The organism is Sphingopyxis sp. SE2, from assembly GCF_032227185.1.
Classification (GTDB): Bacteria; Pseudomonadota; Alphaproteobacteria; order Sphingomonadales; family Sphingomonadaceae; genus Sphingopyxis.
This window is the reverse complement of sequence record NZ_JAPMXW010000001.1, coordinates 1,733,666-1,750,245: the sequence shown is the minus strand read 5'-3', so window position 1 is coordinate 1,750,245 and position 16,580 is coordinate 1,733,666. Positions and strand designations below refer to the sequence as shown.

The 16,580-nt window shown below is 64.8% G+C and carries 19 protein-coding genes; 5 read left to right on the top strand and 14 right to left on the bottom strand.

Translation table 11 applies throughout. From position 1 onward, the window contains the following. Nucleotides 1-80: 80 nt before the first annotated feature. The 7 genes from OVY29_RS08345 to OVY29_RS08315 are packed head-to-tail and all read right to left on the bottom strand — an operon-like array spanning nucleotide 81 to nucleotide 5,518. Entirely contained in the window at nucleotides 81-674 is a 594-nt protein-coding gene (locus OVY29_RS08345; protein WP_052182042.1) for a VOC family protein, read from the bottom strand. 11 nt (nucleotides 675-685) lie between these two features. Next, the gene (locus OVY29_RS08340; RefSeq protein WP_037553992.1) at nucleotides 686-1,303 is read right to left on the bottom strand and encodes a glutathione S-transferase family protein; all 618 of its coding nucleotides are present in this window, start codon (nucleotides 1,301-1,303) and stop codon (nucleotides 686-688) included. Nucleotides 1,304-1,345: 42 nt separating this feature from the next. After that, complete coding sequence (locus OVY29_RS08335) at nucleotides 1,346-2,275, bottom strand: SMP-30/gluconolactonase/LRE family protein (RefSeq protein ID WP_037553993.1); 930 nt, start codon at nucleotides 2,273-2,275, stop codon at nucleotides 1,346-1,348. Next, nucleotides 2,275-2,922: a carboxymuconolactone decarboxylase family protein gene (locus OVY29_RS08330; RefSeq protein ID WP_037553994.1), complete on the bottom strand. Its 648-nt coding sequence runs from the start codon at nucleotides 2,920-2,922 to the stop codon at nucleotides 2,275-2,277. The genes OVY29_RS08335 and OVY29_RS08330 overlap by 1 nt, the downstream gene beginning before the upstream one ends. Nucleotides 2,923-2,932: 10 nt before the next feature. Next, nucleotides 2,933-3,328 carry a nuclear transport factor 2 family protein gene (locus tag OVY29_RS08325; protein ID WP_037553995.1) on the bottom strand — a complete coding sequence of 132 codons (396 nt, stop codon included), beginning with the start codon at nucleotides 3,326-3,328 and terminating at the stop codon, nucleotides 2,933-2,935. Nucleotides 3,329-3,338: 10 nt separating this feature from the next. Further along, on the bottom strand, nucleotides 3,339-4,226 hold the full coding sequence (locus tag OVY29_RS08320; protein ID WP_052182043.1) for an SDR family NAD(P)-dependent oxidoreductase: 888 nt from the start codon (nucleotides 4,224-4,226) through the stop codon (nucleotides 3,339-3,341). Then, the gene (locus OVY29_RS08315; RefSeq protein WP_052182044.1) at nucleotides 4,223-5,518 is read right to left on the bottom strand and encodes a spinster family MFS transporter; all 1,296 of its coding nucleotides are present in this window, start codon (nucleotides 5,516-5,518) and stop codon (nucleotides 4,223-4,225) included. The genes OVY29_RS08320 and OVY29_RS08315 overlap by 4 nt, the downstream gene beginning before the upstream one ends. A gap of 109 nt (nucleotides 5,519-5,627) precedes the next feature. Between OVY29_RS08315 and OVY29_RS08310 the strand changes: the two genes are divergently transcribed. Further along, the gene (locus OVY29_RS08310) at nucleotides 5,628-6,395 is read left to right on the top strand and encodes an SDR family NAD(P)-dependent oxidoreductase (protein ID WP_161786526.1); all 768 of its coding nucleotides are present in this window, start codon (nucleotides 5,628-5,630) and stop codon (nucleotides 6,393-6,395) included. A gap of 127 nt (nucleotides 6,396-6,522) precedes the next feature. Here OVY29_RS08310 and OVY29_RS08305 read toward each other — a convergent pair whose 3' ends face one another. Then, a complete protein-coding gene (locus OVY29_RS08305; protein WP_037554055.1) occupies nucleotides 6,523-7,233 on the bottom strand; it encodes a glutathione S-transferase N-terminal domain-containing protein in 711 nt (236 codons plus the stop codon). Between the two features lie 103 nt (nucleotides 7,234-7,336). Next, nucleotides 7,337-9,604 (bottom strand): TonB-dependent receptor, encoded by a 2,268-nt coding sequence (locus OVY29_RS08300; protein ID WP_037553997.1) that lies wholly within the window; start codon nucleotides 9,602-9,604, stop codon nucleotides 7,337-7,339. Between the two features lie 123 nt (nucleotides 9,605-9,727). Between OVY29_RS08300 and OVY29_RS08295 the strand changes: the two genes are divergently transcribed. After that, nucleotides 9,728-10,225: a DUF3237 domain-containing protein gene (locus OVY29_RS08295; RefSeq protein ID WP_052182045.1), complete on the top strand. Its 498-nt coding sequence runs from the start codon at nucleotides 9,728-9,730 to the stop codon at nucleotides 10,223-10,225. Then, entirely contained in the window at nucleotides 10,225-10,950 is a 726-nt protein-coding gene (locus tag OVY29_RS08290) for a glutathione binding-like protein (protein WP_037553999.1), read from the top strand. The genes OVY29_RS08295 and OVY29_RS08290 overlap by 1 nt, the downstream gene beginning before the upstream one ends. Before the next feature lie 63 nt (nucleotides 10,951-11,013). On the opposite strand, the gene OVY29_RS08285 is transcribed toward OVY29_RS08290, so the two are convergent. Together OVY29_RS08285 and OVY29_RS08280 are read right to left on the bottom strand one after the other, a co-directional pair. After that, nucleotides 11,014-11,379, bottom strand: coding sequence for an isochorismatase family protein (locus OVY29_RS08285; protein WP_200880139.1), 366 nt, complete (start codon nucleotides 11,377-11,379; stop codon nucleotides 11,014-11,016). A 12-nt stretch (nucleotides 11,380-11,391) separates the two neighbouring features. After that, nucleotides 11,392-11,667, bottom strand: a complete 276-nt coding sequence (locus OVY29_RS08280; RefSeq protein ID WP_200880140.1) for a hypothetical protein — start codon at nucleotides 11,665-11,667, stop codon at nucleotides 11,392-11,394. A 150-nt stretch (nucleotides 11,668-11,817) separates the two neighbouring features. Here OVY29_RS08280 and OVY29_RS08275 point away from each other — a divergent pair, with 150 nt between their 5' ends. Continuing rightward, nucleotides 11,818-12,708 (top strand): LysR family transcriptional regulator, encoded by an 891-nt coding sequence (locus OVY29_RS08275; RefSeq protein WP_037554000.1) that lies wholly within the window; start codon nucleotides 11,818-11,820, stop codon nucleotides 12,706-12,708. A gap of 6 nt (nucleotides 12,709-12,714) precedes the next feature. Here the strand turns inward: OVY29_RS08275 and OVY29_RS08270 are convergent, their stop codons facing one another. Both OVY29_RS08270 and OVY29_RS08265 read right to left on the bottom strand, forming a co-directional pair. After that, entirely contained in the window at nucleotides 12,715-13,419 is a 705-nt protein-coding gene (locus tag OVY29_RS08270; RefSeq protein ID WP_037554001.1) for a glutathione S-transferase family protein, read from the bottom strand. 4 nt (nucleotides 13,420-13,423) lie between these two features. Next, nucleotides 13,424-14,587 (bottom strand): CoA transferase, encoded by a 1,164-nt coding sequence (locus tag OVY29_RS08265; protein ID WP_313911165.1) that lies wholly within the window; start codon nucleotides 14,585-14,587, stop codon nucleotides 13,424-13,426. Between the two features lie 118 nt (nucleotides 14,588-14,705). On the opposite strand from OVY29_RS08265, the gene OVY29_RS08260 reads away from it, so the two are divergent. Then, nucleotides 14,706-15,608: a hydroxymethylglutaryl-CoA lyase gene (locus tag OVY29_RS08260; RefSeq protein ID WP_313911164.1), complete on the top strand. Its 903-nt coding sequence runs from the start codon at nucleotides 14,706-14,708 to the stop codon at nucleotides 15,606-15,608. Here the strand turns inward: OVY29_RS08260 and OVY29_RS08255 are convergent. Continuing rightward, a complete protein-coding gene (locus OVY29_RS08255) occupies nucleotides 15,605-16,516 on the bottom strand; it encodes a DMT family transporter (protein ID WP_037554006.1) in 912 nt (303 codons plus the stop codon). The genes OVY29_RS08260 and OVY29_RS08255 overlap by 4 nt on opposite strands. Nucleotides 16,517-16,580 lie beyond the last annotated feature (64 nt).

Genomic DNA, 16,580 nt, shown 5'->3' with positions numbered 1-16,580 from the left:
CTGCCGATCACCACCCCTAAAAAGAACCCGGCCACAGGCCGGGTCCAGGAGGAGTTCCCAGTGGTGTCTTCGGGAATCTTTTATTCGGCGGGCACCGGCGCGCGGCCGACGATAAAGCCTTCGCGCTTGGTGCCGTCGGCTTGGACCGGGTCGTGCGCGACGTCGCGTTCGTCGAAGGTCTTGGTCCACGCCGCGAATTCGAGGCAGACGCCGTCGGGGTCGAAGAAATAGACCGAGCGCACGAAGACGCCGGGGTGCATTTCGGCCGAGGATTGCGTCGGGCTGTCGTCGTGGTTCAGCACTGGCGTCACCTCGATGCCCTTTTCGATCAGACGGTTGTAATAATCGTCGAATTTGTCGGCGCGGACGTTGATCGCGATATGGTTCATCGATCCGTGCGCGGACACGAAGCTGCCGCGCGTCGGCAGCGCGGCGGGGGCCGAAATGCCGGGGACCGCTTCGGGCGCGTCGGGGAACCAGAAGAAGGCGAGGCTGTCGCCGTTGCCGATGTCAAAAAAGAAATGCTGGCCGCGCCCGCCGGGCAGGTCGATCGTCTTGGTGAGCGGCATGCCAAGCTTGTCGCGATAGAATTCGACCGTCTTCGCCATATCCTTGCACACGAGCGCGAGGTGGTTGACCCCGCAGAATTCGAATTCGCTATTGGTTGCAGCCATGATCCGTCTCCTTAGTTTGCGGTGGCGCTGGGGCGGCTTTTCATCCGCTCGTACCAGCCGAGAATATTCGTGTTGGCGGGGTCGATCGGCTGACCGACCGACGCGCCGAAATCGAGGAAAGCGAACAGCATGATGTCGGCGAGTGTGAAGGCATCGCCTGCGATAAATTCGCACCCCGCGATCTGTGCGTCGAGCCAGCTTATCCCGTCCTGCGCGGTCGCTTTCAGCCCTTCGGCCGCTTCGGGAAGGCAGCGCAGCCGCGCCTCGAACAGCGGCAGCCCTTCGGCGAAGCGGAAGCCGTTGGTCAGCGGCTCGCAAATCTTGAGGTCGATGCGCCGCGTCCACATGCGCGTGTTGGCGCGTTCTTCCGCCGTCGAACCGATCAGCGTGGGCCCGGGATATTTCTCGTCGAGATATTCGCAGATCGCGGTGATCTCGCAGAGGGTGCTGCCGTCGTCGAGTTCGAGCGCGGGCGTCTGCCCGGCGGGGTTCACATCGACATTATAGGGCGCGCGCCGGTTCTCGCCGCCGCGCAGGTCGATTGTGACCTCGGGGATCTCGATACCCTTTTCGGCCATGAACAGCTTCACGACGCGCGGGTTGGGGCCGACGCTATTATAGAATTTCATCCTGTCCTCTCACGCGAGTCTTATCATTTTTCGGCACAACCGTCAATTAAGTTGACGGTTTGCAAGTTCTAGCCCGGGTCGCGGCCAGCGGACGCGATAGAGCGTGCCGGTGGTCGACGCTGTAATATAGGCATCGCGCCGGTCGGCGCCGCCGAAGGCGATATTGGTGATGCCGACGTCGGGGAGCGGCAGGAATTCCGAACCACCGTCGTCGGGGTCGAAAACCGTGATCCCGCCCTCGACCATCGTGCCGACGCAGATGCGTCCGCTTTTCTCGACCGCGAGGCTGTCGAGCAGGCGAAAGGCGGGCGGCGTGCCGACGAAACGGCCGGGCGACCATGGCGGCGGGGGTGTGAGTTCGCCCGGCGCGACGATGCCGATCGCCCAGACGCGCGCGGTCATCGTCTCGCTCACATAGAGCGTCTTGCCATCGGACGAGAGGCCGATGCCGTTCGGTCCCATCATGTCGGCGCGCTGGCGGCTGATCCGCGATCCATCGGCGGCGGCGTAATAGATGGCGCCGTGGTCGCGGCCGCTGGCACGAACCTGTCCATGATCGGTGAACCAGAAGCCGCCATCGGCGTCGAAGACGATATCGTTCGGCCCCTTCAGCCGCTCGCCCTCAAAGCTGTCGTAGAGCGTCGTCACCGCACCGGTGGTCAGGTCGACGCGCTGGATCGATCCGCAAGGTTCGGCATTCGCGGCATGGCCGGGGAAGAGGAGGGAACCCGCCTCGATCCACTCGAACCCGCCATTGTTGCAGATATAGGCGGCGCCGTCGGGGCCGATCGCGAGCCCGTTCGGCCCGCCGCCGAGTTCGGCGGCGACCGACAGCGTCCCGTCGCGTGCGACGCGGGTCAGCGTGCCGCGCGCGATCTCGACAAGCAGCACTGAGCCGTCGGCCATCGGCACCGGACCTTCGGGAAAGCGAAGGCCTGTCGCGACGACTTCGGCGGGCCCGTAGTCGCCCATCACCCGTTTGCGGGGCGCGGCGCGCTGAGGAAGTCGGCGGCGCTGAAGCCTTCGGGTGCCGCGATCTCGACGATCGGATCTTCGCGCGCGTCATATTCCATGCGTAGCGCGCGCGTGATCACCGCGTGCATGTCGTAGAGGCAGGTGATGTAGGTGAATTCGAAAATCTGCTCGTCGTTCCAGAAGGTCTTGAGCTTGTCGAACACCTCGAGCGGCACGCGTCCGCCGGCCTGTGCGAGGCAATCGGCATAGGCGAGCACGGTGCGTTCCTGCTCGTCATAGCAGTCGGCGACCTGCCAGTGTGCGATGGCGGCGATCTTCTCCTCGCTGACGCCGAGGCCGCGGAGCGACTTGCAATGCTGCGAAAAGACGAACTGGCTTCCCTTGACCCAGCCGGCGCGGGTCTGGCCGAGCTCGCGCAGCACCGGGTCGATCGTGCGCGCCGGGTTACGATAGACGGCGAAGCCTTTGACCGCATGCTCGAAGATGTCGGGCGACAGCGCGAACACTGTCCACCAGTCGCCGGGCGTGCCGGTCGCGGTGCCGGGCTCGGCGACGGGGTCGCGGTCGCCGAACAGGCGGTTGTAATAGGCGAGGACGGTCTCGTCGGTGACTTCCGAGCGGGGAACTTGGCGCAACACGGGCATGACTGACTCCTCAGGCGTTCGCAAATTTGCGGAATTCGGCGACATGCGCGCTGTCGAAATATTCGTCGAGCCGCGTGATTTTGCCATTTTCGACTTTGCAGATGATCGCGCAGGGGAGGCGGACGGCGCCGTCGTCGTGGACGCGCTTGCCCTTGAGCACATGCTGCTGGACGAAGCCGCCGGGGAAGGTGGTGAGCTGGCGGTCGGCATATTCGCGGTCCTTGATCCGCGCGACCATACCGGTCAGCGTCTGCGCGGTCTGCGCGGGGGTGACGATCAGCTCGTCGGTATTGTGCCAGATTTCGGCGTCGGGGGTGAAGCTGCTCTGCATCGTCTCGATGTCGCCCGCCTCGATCGCGTCGAAGAAACGCTGCGCCATTGCGCGGATGTCGTCCTGCTCTGCCATGATGCTCTCCTTAAACCTTGGCGCCGAACATGCGGCCGCCATTGGCCGCGATCAGCCCGTCGATATCGTCGCCCTCGTACGCCGGGTCGGCCGAAGGGCCGAAGGCGGACAGCATGTCCTGCGTCACCAGTTCGGCCATCGCCTTCCATTCGGGATGGGTGAAAATCCAGTAATCGCCGGCTTCGATCGCCTCGACCACCCGCGCGCCGATCCTGTCAGGCGACATGCCGCCAGCGAGCACGCCCTGCATCGCCTGGCTCGTCGCGGCGGCCTTGCCGACCTCGACCTCGACGGGGCGCAGCTCGCGCGTCGTCTCGACGATCCGCGTCGCCGACATGCCGGGCATCAGCACCGAAACGTCGACGCAGGTTTCAGCGAGTTCGTTGCGCAGCGCCATCGCGATTCCGAGCGTCGCATATTTCGAGCTGATATAGGCGACCGAGATCGGGGGCGGCACGATCGCGACCATCGACGAGGTGATGACGAGGTGGCTCGGCTCGCCGCTCGCCTTCATCTCACCGAGGAAGGTGCGGCAGGCATAGAGATGCGCATGCGCGTTGACCGCATAGTTCCAGCGCCAGACGTTGGTGTCATACTGTTCGAACGGCCCCGATCCGCCGCCGACTCCGGCGTTGCTGAACAGGATGCGGACGGGGGCGAAGTCGCGCGCCTTCGCGCCGGCTTCGGCCCAGCTCTCTTCGCTGGTGACGTCGAGCTGGAGGCCGAGCGCGTTGGCGCCTTCGCCGCGCAGCGTGGATGCGGCCGCTTCGGCGCCGGCGCCGTCGATATCGGCGAGGATTACCGAGGCGCCCTTCGCGGCGAGCGCCTTGGCGGTCGCAAGCCCGAGCCCGCTCGCGCCGCCGGTGATGAAGGCGGTCTTTCCCGCGACGTCGGTCATTCGGCGAAATCCTTTTCGAGATAGCGCGTCATGCGATACTGGGCGAGACCCGCGGCGGCGGCGAAGGGCATCAGTGCCATCAATGCCCAACGGAGACTTTCGTCGCCATAATCGGGTTTCAGCGTGTCGCTGACGATCCCCGCGAACAGCGGGCCGAGCCCGAGGCCGATGATGTTGAACATCAGCATCAGTACGGCGGCGGCGGTCGCGCGGCTGCGCGGCGGGGTGAGGTTCTGCACGAGCGCGAGCGCGGGGGCGACATAGGCGGTGCATGCCGCCATCGGAATCAGCATCAGCGCGAGCGAGACCTGCCAGCTATCGACGAGAAGCGCCGCGATGAAGGTCGGGATCAGCACCGCGGTCGCGAGCGCGGGGATGGTGCCGTAGGCACGCGCCGACACTTTCGCGCGGTGGCTGACGAGCCAGCCGCCGCCGAGGATGCCGATGCCGAAGGTGATGCCCGCGGCCGGACCGAAATAGGTCGCCATGGCTTCCAACGGCATCTTCTGCGTCCGCATCAGGAAGGCGGGGATCCAGTTGAGCATGCCATAGCTCACAAAGGCGGCGAGCCCGCTGCCGATCATCACCATGCGGAGCGACGGACGGCGGATGAACATCGCGAGGCTCTGGCTGAAGGGCAGGGCTTCGTCGGCGGGCTTGTGCGCGTCCATCGCCCCGCGCGCGGGTTCGCGAACGAGCCAGATCAAAAGTGGCGCGACGAGGATACCGACGATCCCGATGACGATGAAGGCGTTGCGCCAGCCGATATTCGCGGCCGCCCATGCGCCGAAGGTTGCGCCCACAAAAACCCCGAACGGGCCGTTGAGCGTGAACAGGCCGATCGCGAGCGGCCGCCGCGCGGGCGGATAATAATCCGCAATCACCGAAAGCGATGGCGCCGTTCCGCCGGCTTCGCCCGCGCCGACGCCGAAGCGCATCAAGGCCAGTTGCCAGAAATTCGAGACCATCCCGCACGCTGCGGTGAAGCCGCTCCATACGACGCAGGCGATGCCGATGAGCTTCACCCGGTTCCAGCGGTCGGCGATCATCGCCACCGGCACGCCCGCCGCGGCATAGAAGAGGGCGAAGGCAAAGCCGGTGAGCAGCCCGAATTGCGTGTCGCTGAAATTCATTTCGGCGCGGATCGGCTCGACGAGCACCGAGAGGAGCTGACGATCGACGAAGTTGATCGTTCCGACGACGAACAGCATCGCGAGCGCGACGTTGCGGCGGAGCGCATGGCCGTTGCCCGGCGCTGCGGTGCCTGCACTGAAGGCGGTGGCCTCGGTCATAACTCTCCCCAAAAACGCACGAGTCTTCTCGGTCGAAAAATACTTAGATATTTAAGTTTATCTGTCAATGTGCTTTACGGTAATGGCAAAATCGACGGGAGAGAAGGTCATGGATATCAAGGGCAAGAGCGCGATCGTCACGGGCTCGGCAGGCGGCATCGGCCGCGCGACCGCGGTGATGCTGGCGGAGCGTGGCGCGGCGGAAATCGGGCTCGTCGACGTCAAGGAAGATGCGCTCGCCGAAACCGCGCGGCTCGTCGCGTCAAAGGGCGCGCGGGTAACAATCCATGTTCTGGACCTTTCCGACGTCCCCGCGGTCGAAGCCTGGTTTGAGGCGCATGGCGACGTCGATATATTGCACAACAACGCCGGGGTCGTGTCGGGCCTGCCGCAATTCCCCGATGTCGATGCCGCGCGCATCCGCTGGATCATCGATGTCAACATCACTTCGCTTGTCGCCGCGACGCAGATCGCGGTGCGGAAGATGAAGGCGCGCGGGGGCGGGGTGATTATCAATACCGTGTCGACCGTCGCGCTCGGCACCGGCTTTTACGACGCGATGTACGCGACGACCAAGGCGGCGGTGATGATGTTCACGCGCTGCTGCGCGCCTTTGAAGGAGGAGTGCAATGTGCGCGTCGCGGGCATGCTGCCGGGGCTGGTCGATACGCCGATCCTCGACACGACCGGCGCGGGCGGGAAGTCCGAATGGATGAAGACTGTGCTGGCGAACAACGAAGCGTGCGCGCCCGAGGATATCGCCGGGGGCGTCATGGCGCTGATCGGGGACGACAGCCTTGCGGGTGGCGACTGGGTCGCGGTGCGGCGGCTGGAGGGCAAGGTCGAATATCAGTGGGGCCACGCCGACAGCATTTGATCCCCTCCCGCAGGCGGGAGGGGCAGCGAGAGTTGCGAGCTTGCTCGCTGTTCGCAGCGGGGTGGGCATCACCGCGCCGTTGCTGGCCCACCCCCAACCCCTCCCGCAAGCGGGAGGGGAGAAGGGATCAGCGCGTCGGCGCTTCCAGCATATTCTTCCCGAACAAATTCGACCATTGCTCCTCGGTCAGCACCGGGCGGGCGCTCGACAGGTTGGCGGCATTTTTGACGTCGGTCCCGGCGATCACCGCCGGCCGTTCGCCGATGCGCGCGAACCAGTCGGCGACGGCGGGATAATCGTCGAGCGTCAGCCCGATTGCGCGGATCGCGCGCGTCCACGGCCAGCACGCGATGTCGGCGATCGAATATTCTTCGGCGAGATAGTCGGTCTCGGCGACCCGCCCGTTGAGGACGTGGAGCAGGCGGAGCGTCTCGCCCCGATAGCGTTCGACCGGATAGGCCTGCCCCTCGGGCGCATAGCGGATGAAGTGGTGCGCCTGTCCCTGCATCGGGCCGAAGCTCGCCATCTGCCACATCAGCCATTGCTGCGCCTGGCTGCGGCGGCGCGGGTCGGCCGGAAGCAACTGCCCGCTCTTCTCGGCAAGGTAAAGCAGGATCGCCCCGCTCTCGAACACCGGCAGCGGTGCGCCGCCGCCGATCGGATCATGGTCGACGATCGCGGGCAGGCGCCCATTGGGATTGATGCGGCGATATTCGGGGGTCAGATGATCGCCTTCGAGCATGTTCATCGCGAGAAGCTGGTGCGGCAGCCCCACCTCTTCGAGCATGATCGAGATCTTGTGGCCATTCGGCGTGGGGGTGAAATAGACGTCGATCATGCCGCGGTTCACCTGTTTAAACAGGTCACGACCGCGGCCGCCGCTTCCCGGTCTAGGAAAGCTTTGGCCGCGGCCGATCCCTGGGACATCGTCGAATCCGAACCTAGAACTTGATCCCCGCCTCGACCGAAATGTTGCGCGTAGGTTCGAGGTAGAGGATCGCGCGCGGCGTTGCGGTGATCGGTGCCGGCAGGTTGAAGGCGCTGCCAATCGTCTTCTGGTTCGTCAGATTCTTGCCGACGAGCGCGACGTGCCAGCGGTCGTCCTGATCGGCGAGCTGAACGCGCAGGTCGAGCTTCACATAACCGTTCTGCACCCCGAACACCGGGCTCTGATTGTCCGAGTTGAAATATTTCGACCGGCCCGCGGCAACGCCGGTGATGTCGAGCTTCAGATCATCGGACATGTCGAAGCGGGCGTGCGCGGTGACGCTGCCGGTCCATTTCGAAGAATAGGCGACGGGAAATCCGGCGAGATTATTGTTCTCGATGCTGACCGGGTCGGCGGGATTGCAGGTGCCGTCGGTCACCTGGATGGCGAGACAAGCTGCGCCCGGATAATCGTCATATTTGATATCCGAATAGGCGGCCGAGGCGCTGATGTCGAAATTGGGGATTGGGAAGATGCTGAGCGATCCCTCGATGCCCTTCGACGTGGCGCTGGCGGCGTTGCCGGTCAGATAGCTCGACGTTTCGGGCCGATAGACCGAAACCTGCAAATCCTTGAATTTGGTGTGATAGGCAGAGACGTTCGCAACGACCTTGCCGTCGAACAGCGTCGATTTGACGCCCGCCTCGAAATTCTCCGACCGTTCGGGTTCGAAGGTGAAGGTGCTGTCTACGGTGCCAAGCGTGTTCGATACGAAGCCGCCCGATTTCGACCCGCGGCCCCACGTCGCATAGACCATGACGCGCGGCGCGATATCATATTGCAGCGTCACCGACGGATCGAAATTGCCTTCGCTGATCGACCCCGTGGCGCTTGAAATCGGGCGGATCGGGAAGGGGCCGTAGACCAGCCGCGAGGCGAAATCGCCGTCCTTTTTGGTATGGCTGTAGCGCAGGCTGCCGATCGCACGGAACGCGTCGCTGATGTTGACCGTCGCCTGGCCGAACACCGACCAGGATTCGGCCTTCTGCTTGAACAGGCTGTCGATGCGGCCGAAATAGTTGAGCGCCGCGATGTTGAAGCCCTGATATTGCTCGAGCGTGTAGTTCGACTTGTCGTAATAGGCGCCCGCGATGAACTCGAAGGTTCGACCGGTCGGCGACAGGATACGGATTTCCTGCGAAAATTGGTCGAAACGTTCGGGGAAGGCATTATACACCGAGTTGGGAACAACCGCCCCGCCGCTGTTCGGGATCGTCTGGTCGAAGCCGTTGACGATCTTCGACTTGAACCAGCTGTAACCGGTGACCGAGGTCAGCGTGAAATCGCCGAGCGCGAGATTGCCGACGCCCGAGATCATCACCGACTTGTTCTTGTTGCCTTCGTCGCCGAGCGCCGAGCGTTCGAGATAGCGGTTCGTCTGCGGATCCTGTCCGCTCGTCAGCGGGCTGGACACGGTGATGCCGCCGATGACCGTCCGCTTTCCATATTCGACCTTCGCCGTGTAGTCGAAATTGTCCGACGGTTCCCACTTCAGCGTCAGGCGCAGCAGCTGCGACTTGATCTCGGGGTCGTCGTGATCCTTTGCGCGGTTATAGATATAGCCGTCCTGGTTGACGATCTTGTACGCGAAGCGCGCGCCGAGGGTGTCGGTGATCGGTCCTGACAGATAGCCCGAAAAGTCGGTGCCCTTATGGTCGAAATTGTAAAGGCCGGTGATCGCGCCCTCGAAATCCTTCGTCGGCCCCGCCGACACGACGCTGACCGCTCCCGCGGCGGTGTTCTTGCCGAACAGGGCGCCCTGCGGGCCGCGCAGCACCTCGACGCGTTCGAGGTCGAAGAAGGGGGCCTGCGCCTGACGGTTGCGGCCGGCATAGATACCGTCGACATAGAGCGAGACCGACTGGTCGAAGGCGAAGTTCGCCGGCGGCGAACCGAAGCCGCGGATATAGATGACGTCGTTGCCGGCGGTCGACTGGACGAAGACGTTCGGCGTGTAATTCATTACCGCCTTGATGTCGCTCGTGTTGAACTCGGCGAGCTTGGCGCCGCTGACGACCTCCATCGAAATCGGCACGTCCTGCAGGCTCTGCTCGCGCTTCTGCGCGGTGACGATGATTTCGTTGATGTTGCTGTCGTCGACGTCCGACGCATCGACGGTCGCCGCGTCGGCGGGCGCCGCCTGCGCGAATGCCGGTGCGGCACCCGCGAGCATCGCGATTCCCGCGACGCCGGACAGTAGAAACTGGTTGCGAGCCTTCATTGTCACCCTCCCATAGAGCTGATCGCTGCCGGTCCCGGAAAGCCTTCCGATCCGTCAATCTGATTGACCCTTAGTATACTAATGGTTTTATGATTGTCCATAGGCAGGAAGAGGACTCGCATCATGAACGAAGAAAACTCGCAAGCGGCGCTCGCAACGCGCCATCTCTGCACCGTCGAGTTCGAAGTCGGCGGCGGAATCATCGGAATCGGCGCATCGCCGTTCGGCGACCAGCGATTGGGCTATATCAGCGGCGGCCGTTTTTTCGGGTCCCGGATCAATGGGATAGTCTTGCCGGGTGGCGGCAACTGGTCGCGCAGCGGGCGGCTCGGCGAGGATGCGTCGGTCGGCACCTTCGATGCGCGCGCGGTGTGGCAGACCGATGACGGCGACCTCATTTATCTGAGCTACACCGGCCGCAACATCATTCCCGACGATGTGCGCGCGACCTTCGCCGACCCTGCGGTGCCCGATGCCGACCCCTCACGCTACTATCTGCGAATCGCGCCGGTGTTCGAAACCGCCAGCGCGAAATATGCCTGGCTCAACGGCGTGCTCGCGGTCGGCGTCGGCGAACGCACCGGTTTCGGCGTGCGCCATGCGATCCACGAGATATTGTGATGATCGACCTGCATTATTCGGCGACCCCGAACGGGCAGAAGATCGCGATCATGCTTGAGGAAATCCGCGAGCCCTATCGCGTCATTCCCTATGACATTTTCGAGGGCGACCAACTGACCGCCGAGTTCGGGCGCATCAACCCCAATCACAAATTGCCCGCAATCGTCGATCATGCCCCGGCAGGTGGCGGCGACCCGGTGACGGTGTTCGAGTCGGGCGCGATCCTGCAATATCTGGCCGAGAAAAGCGGGCGCTTCCTGCCCGCGTTGGGCGCGGCGCGCGCGGCAACGCTGTCATGGCTGACCTGGCAGGTCGCAGGGCTCGGGCCGATGGGCGGGCAGGCGAGCCATTTCCTCCGCTACGCCCCGGCGGGGCAGGATTATGCGACCGAGCGCTATACGAAGGAGCTCACGCGCCTCCTCACCGTGCTCGAAAAGCGGCTGGAAAAGAGCGCCTATGTCGCGGGCGACGACTATAGCATCGCCGACATGGCGATCTGGCCCGGCCGCGCGTCGGCATTCGTCATGGGAATGGGACTCGACGATTGGCCCGCGATGCGCCGCTGGTTCGAAGAGATTCGCGAGCGCCCGGCGGTAGCGCGGGCGATGACGCGCGAGGAGCTGAAGGCGCCGGCGAAATATATCGGCCGGCACCAGGCGCTCGACGAGAAGGAATGGTCGAACATGTTCGGCGCTGCGAACCATGCGGCCGTGAAAGGTGATTGAGACACTGGCGCGCGCGGAGCGCGAAGAGGTGGTGCCGGGACCGGCGATCCCGGCACCAACGGGTCAGCCGGCGCCGCCGGGCACGGGCGTGTTGAGCAACTGCTGCTCCCACAGATAGGCGATACCGCTGCCCGCGGCGTGCTGGATGAGGACGTCGGTCAGTTCGGCGGCATGTTCGGTCCGCGCCCAGTCGCGCTGCCATTCCGCCGCGAGCGCGAGCCACGTCATCATGTTCGCGCCCGCTGCGATCATGCGCTGGATCGCAACTTGATGCGCCTCGATCGACGTGCCGCCTGACGCATCGGTGATGACCGTGACGTCCCAGCCTTCGCCGAGCGCCTGGATCACCGGCATTGCGACGCAGATTTCGGTCCACAGACCCGCAATGATCAACTGCTTGCGGCCCGTTGCCTTCACTGCGTCGACCACTTTCCGGTCTTCCTAGGTGTTGATGAAGGTGCGATCGATCACACCCTGATCGGGGAACAGATCGGTGATCTGCGGAAAGATCAGGCCGCCGCGGGCGGCAACCACGCTGGTCAGGATGGTGGGGACGCCGAACGCCTTGGCGGTTTTCGCGAGCGCGGCCGAATTATTGACCACCGCGTGCGGATCATGGCTGTTCAGGTTCGCTAGCTGATAGGGCTGATGATCGATGAGGACGAGGACCGAATCTTCGGGGCGAAGAAGCGACGCGAGGCCGTTGCGAAAGGTCATGATTATCCCTTGCTGTCGATAGAGTAAGGCAATGTGCCGGCAGGCCCGCGCTGTCTGCCCGGGCGCCTGCTCGATCTTCTTGCCGTTCCTGAAGTTGATGCGGTAGTGCCGTCCAATGGCACACTGTGTCGCGAAATAAGGAACGATCCATTGGACATCGACGACCTCAGGACCTTCGTGGAAGTGGCCGATGCCGGGGGTGTATCGCCCGCCGCGCGTCGGCTGGGCGTTTCCAAATCGATCGTCAGCCGGCGGCTGTCGCGCCTCGAAGCCGACCTTGGCGTCCAATTGCTCGCGCGATCGACGCGCGGCGCGGCGCTGACCGAAGCCGGCGTCATTTTCCGCGACCATGCGGCGCGGGCCAGCGCCGAAATCGATGTGGCGAGAGAGACAATTCTTCCCGCGGGCGAGCTGCGCGGGCGCTTGCGGGTTTCGGCGCCCCTGACCTTTGGCCCGACCCATTTCGCGCCCGTGCTCGCCGAAATGGCTTGCCGCCATCCGCGGCTCCATATCCAGACCTGTTACACCGATCGCTTCGTCGACCTGATCGCGGAGGGTTACGATTGCGCGATCCGTGTCGGCTATCTGCAGGACTCCAACCTGATCGCGCGCCGCATCGGCCCGATGTATGGACGGTTGCTCGCCAGCCCAGCCTATATCGACGCACACGGCGCGCCCGAGACTCCGGACGAACTTGTCGCCCATCAGGCGCTGATGCAGGGTACCGAAAGCTGGTTGCTCCTCGATGGCGACAGGGTCGTGACGGTCCGTCCGCAGGGGCGTTTCAAGGCGGACAACGGGACGGCGCTGATCGCGGCGGCGGTCGCCGGGCTCGGGATCGCCTATCTCCCCGACGGCCTGTCGCACGACTATGTGGCGTCGGGCGCGCTCGTGCGGGTCATGACGCGGCATCTTCCGCCGCCGGCGGGCATATACGTCGTCCGGCCGCCCAGCCCGCATCCGGCGCGAAAGATACGCGAACTCACCGACCTGCTCATCGAATATTATGAACAGACGCCGTCGCTGGCGGGAACCGTATAACCGCGCCTAGCGTTTCGCGTGCTGGCGGTCGCCCCACAGGATTGCGCGATGCTCGTCGGTGAAGCCGGTGAGGCCGCCCTCGATCGTCTCGGCGCGCGCGACGCCGACCGTCATCCCCTCTGCGACCGCGGGGCGTTCGAGCATCGCGGCGCCCCAGCGATCGACGTTCGGAAAACGTCCGGCCTTTTCGATCAACTGGCGGCGCAGATAGGGCAGGGTCGCCATGTCGGCGATCGTATAGTCGTCGCCCGCGAGCCATTCGGCTTGGCCCAGCCGCTTGTCGAGCACCATCATCAACCGGTCGACCTCGCGGCTGTAGCGCGCGATGGCATAGTCGTGCCGGTCCCTGGCATAGTGAGTGAAATGCGCCTCCTGCCCGAACATCGGGCCGACGCCCGACACCTGGAACATCAGCCATTGCCAGCAGATCGCGCGCTTCACCGGATCGGCGGGCAGGAAACGCCCGCTCTTCTCGGCGAGGTAGAGGAGGATCGCGCCGGTTTCCCAAAGCACGAAGCGCTCGCCGCCGGGTCCGTCCTCGTCGACGATCACCGGCGTCTTGTTGTTCGGGTTGAGCGCGAGAAATTCGGGCGTCAGCTGGTCGCCCGCGAGGATGTCGATATACTCGAGCCGCCAGTCGAGCCCCATTTCGAGGAGCGCGATCGCGATCTTGCGCGCATTGGGGGTCGGGCCGCCATAGAGGGTGATCATCGCGTCAGCCCTCCCGTCCAAGCCAGCGTCTGAGCACGTCGGCGCTATCCTGTCCGACCGTGAGCGGGGCAGGGCGACGCACGCTGCCCGGCGTCGCCGACAGTTTCGGGAAGACACCCTGCATCGTGACTTCGCCCAGTTCTTCGTCGGCCACCGTCACCAGCGCTTCGCGCGCGGCGAAATGCGGGTCGGCCATCATGTCTTCGGCGTCGAAAATGCGACCCGCAGGCACGCCCGCTTCGATCATCCTCGTCTCGAGTTCCTCGATGGTCAGCATCCGCGTCCATTCGCCGATCAGCGCGTCGAGTTCTTCCTGCCGCGCGCCGCGCGCGCGGTGCGTCGCATAGCGATCGTCGCTCGCGAGTTCGGGGCGGCCCATCGCGGCGGCGAGCCTTGCGAAGACGCCGTCCTGATTGGCGCCGATCAGATATTCGCCGTCCTTGCACGGGTAGACGTTCGACGGCGCGATCGCGGGGAGCGTCGATCCGGTGCGCCGCCGCTTGGTGCCGCTTGCCGAATAGTCCGACACGGTCGATTCCATCACCTGCAGCACCGCCTCGTAGAGCGCGGAATCGACGATCTGGCCTTCGCCGGTCTTGCTGCGGTGGTAAAGCGCGGCGAGCGCGCCCATGCAGCCGTAAGTCGCGGCGAGCGTATCGCCGATCGACACGCCCATGCGCGCAGGGGGGAGGTCGGGATAGCCGACGATTCCGCGCCAGCCGCCCATCGCTTCGCCGATGCCGCCGAAGCCCGCGCGCGACGAATAGGGGCCGGTCTGGCCATAGCCCGATACGCGCACGACGATCAGCCCCGGGTTCGTCTTGCGGAGTTCGACGGGGTCGAGGTTCCATTTCTCGAGCGTACCGGGGCGGAAATTCTCGATCAATATGTCGGCCTTGGCGATCAGTTCGCGCGCGAGCGCCTGTCCTTCTTCGGAGCGCAAATCGACCGCGACAGAATATTTATTGCGCGCGATCACGCGCCACCAGCTCGGTTTGTCGCCCTGGCCCCAGTTGCGCATCTGGTCGCCGGTCACCGGCGGTTCGAGCTTGACGATTTCAGCGCCCATGTCGCCGAGAAGCTGCCCGCAGAAGGGGCCGGCGATGAGCTGACCCATCTCGACCACCCTGATGCCCTCCAGCGCGCCCCCGCTGCCCGTATCGCTCATATCATTCCTTTCGCGGCCGACTCTGATAAAACGACCTGCCTCGCCCATGGCCTTTGTATACTTAGAATGCTATGTAATTTTCAACCTGCTAAATGACTCGGAACACTCGGGACGCAAGATGTTGAAAAATAAAGCCGTGGAACTGGTGGAGGTCGGCCCGCGCGACGGGCTGCAGAATGAGACGGCGATCGTTTCGACCGCCGACAAGCTCGAACTGATCCGCCGTGCGATCGATTATGGGATCCGGCGTATCGAGGTGACGAGTTTCGTCAATCCGAAGAAGGTGCCGCAACTTGCCGACGCCGAGGAGCTGGTGGCGATGCTGCCGGCGCGCGATGATATGACCTATATCGGCCTCGTCCTCAATCGCCGCGGCGCCGAGCGCGCGCTCGCGACGGGCCGGATCGACGAACTCGGCGCGGTGTGCGTGACGAGCGACAGTTTCGGCATCCGCAATCAGGGGCAAAGCTCGGACGAATCGCTCGCCGCCGCGATGGAGATCGTCGCGCTGGCGCGGGGGGCGGGACGCAGCGGGCAGATCACCATCGCCACCGCGTTCGGCTGTCCGTTCGAGGGCAGGGTGGCGACCCAGCGCGTCGTCGAGATGGCGAAGCGCGCTGCCGACGCGCGCCCGCGCGAAATCGCGCTCGCCGATACGATCGGGGTCGGCGTGCCGGCGCAGGTGTCGGAGATGGTCGGGCGCGTGCGCGAGGCGGTCGGCGATCTGCCGGTGCGCGTCCATTTCCACAACACGCGCGGCACCGGCATCGCCAATGTCTGGGCCGCGGTGGAGGAAGGCGCGGCGACGGTCGATGCGTCGCTCGGCGGGCTCGGCGGCTGTCCCTTCGCGCCCGGCGCGGCGGGCAATGTCGCGACCGAGGATGTCGTCTATCTGCTCGATCGGAGCGGCATGGGGACAGGTGTGACGCTGTCGCAGCTCATTGAAGCCGCCGACTGGCTCGCCGGCGTCATGGGTCGTCCGTTGCCCGCCATGGTCAGCAAGGCGCCCGCCTTTCCCTAGAAGGTCGCGAGCAGCGCCATCACGACGCCGCCGACGACGAGCAGCAGCCCGACGATCTCGTGCCAGCGCACCGGCTCGCGCAGATAGAAATGCGCGAAGCCGATGGTGAAGACGACCTCGACCTGCCCGACGATCCGCACGAGCGCCGCCGGCGCCGCAGCAAAGCCGATATACCAACAGGCCGAACCGAGCGCCGAGAGCAGCCCGACCTGGCTCGAATTGCGCCAGGTCCGGAATATGGCGCGCAGCGTGTCGCGATCGCGCAACGCGACCCAGAGCAGGTGCAAGCCGGTCTGGATCGCCATGACGACGACGAGCGTGACGAGCGCCGACCCGATTAGATCAACGCCATCGAGTTCGGCGGTCGCGAGCTTCACCGCGATTGCCGCGAGCGCGAACATCGATCCCGCGCCGAGGCCGCAGAGCGCCGCGGGCTGGCCGAGCGCGCGCCAGATCTCGCGCGTCGAAACGCCGCGTCCGGCAAGCGCGAGCACCAGCACGCCGGCAACCCCGGCGACGATCCCGATCCACGCGAGCAGCGGCAATCGTTCGCCGAGGAAGAGCGCGGTGACGAGTGCGGCCTGCACCGCTTCGGTCTTGGAAAAGGCGGTGCCGACGACGAAACCGCGATGCCCGAATGCCATGATGAGCAGGATCGTGCCCGCCATCTGGGTGACCGCCCCGGCGAGGACGAAGCCCGCGAAAGCGGTGCCGAATGTCGGCACCGCTTCGTGCCGGATCGTCAGCCAGATGGCGGCAAAGGCGAGGGCGAAGGGGAGGCCGTATAGATAGCGGACGAGCCCCGCGCCGCTGACGCTGAGTTCGGCGCGGAGGCGCTGTTGCAGCGCGGTGCGCCACGCCTGGAACAGGCCGCCGAACAGCGACGCGGGGAGCCAGATCGGGTTCATGCCGCCGACCGGACCGGTGTTGCGATATCGACTCGTCTTGTCCCGTTCATTCCGCCTCCATGCA

Bases quoted from the DNA above. Each gene is read 5' to 3' on its own strand.
- OVY29_RS08345 (WP_052182042.1), bottom strand. From the start codon at position 674: ATGGCTGCAACCAATAGCGAATTCGAATTCTGCGGGGTCAACCACCTC.
- OVY29_RS08340 (WP_037553992.1), bottom strand. From the start codon at position 1,303: ATGAAATTCTATAATAGCGTCGGCCCCAACCCGCGCGTCGTGAAGCTG.
- OVY29_RS08335 (WP_037553993.1), bottom strand. From the start codon at position 2,275: ATGGGCGACTACGGGCCCGCCGAAGTCGTCGCGACAGGCCTTCGCTTT.
- OVY29_RS08330 (WP_037553994.1), bottom strand. From the start codon at position 2,922: ATGCCCGTGTTGCGCCAAGTTCCCCGCTCGGAAGTCACCGACGAGACC.
- OVY29_RS08325 (WP_037553995.1), bottom strand. From the start codon at position 3,328: ATGGCAGAGCAGGACGACATCCGCGCAATGGCGCAGCGTTTCTTCGAC.
- OVY29_RS08320 (WP_052182043.1), bottom strand. From the start codon at position 4,226: ATGACCGACGTCGCGGGAAAGACCGCCTTCATCACCGGCGGCGCGAGC.
- OVY29_RS08315 (WP_052182044.1), bottom strand. From the start codon at position 5,518: ATGACCGAGGCCACCGCCTTCAGTGCAGGCACCGCAGCGCCGGGCAAC.
- OVY29_RS08310 (WP_161786526.1), top strand. From the start codon at position 5,628: ATGGATATCAAGGGCAAGAGCGCGATCGTCACGGGCTCGGCAGGCGGC.
- OVY29_RS08305 (WP_037554055.1), bottom strand. From the start codon at position 7,233: ATGATCGACGTCTATTTCACCCCCACGCCGAATGGCCACAAGATCTCG.
- OVY29_RS08300 (WP_037553997.1), bottom strand. From the start codon at position 9,604: ATGAAGGCTCGCAACCAGTTTCTACTGTCCGGCGTCGCGGGAATCGCG.
- OVY29_RS08295 (WP_052182045.1), top strand. From the start codon at position 9,728: ATGAACGAAGAAAACTCGCAAGCGGCGCTCGCAACGCGCCATCTCTGC.
- OVY29_RS08290 (WP_037553999.1), top strand. From the start codon at position 10,225: ATGATCGACCTGCATTATTCGGCGACCCCGAACGGGCAGAAGATCGCG.
- OVY29_RS08280 (WP_200880140.1), bottom strand. From the start codon at position 11,667: ATGACCTTTCGCAACGGCCTCGCGTCGCTTCTTCGCCCCGAAGATTCG.
- OVY29_RS08270 (WP_037554001.1), bottom strand. From the start codon at position 13,419: ATGATCACCCTCTATGGCGGCCCGACCCCCAATGCGCGCAAGATCGCG.
- OVY29_RS08265 (WP_313911165.1), bottom strand. From the start codon at position 14,587: ATGAGCGATACGGGCAGCGGGGGCGCGCTGGAGGGCATCAGGGTGGTC.
- OVY29_RS08260 (WP_313911164.1), top strand. From the start codon at position 14,706: ATGTTGAAAAATAAAGCCGTGGAACTGGTGGAGGTCGGCCCGCGCGAC.
- OVY29_RS08255 (WP_037554006.1), bottom strand. From the start codon at position 16,516: ATGAACCCGATCTGGCTCCCCGCGTCGCTGTTCGGCGGCCTGTTCCAG.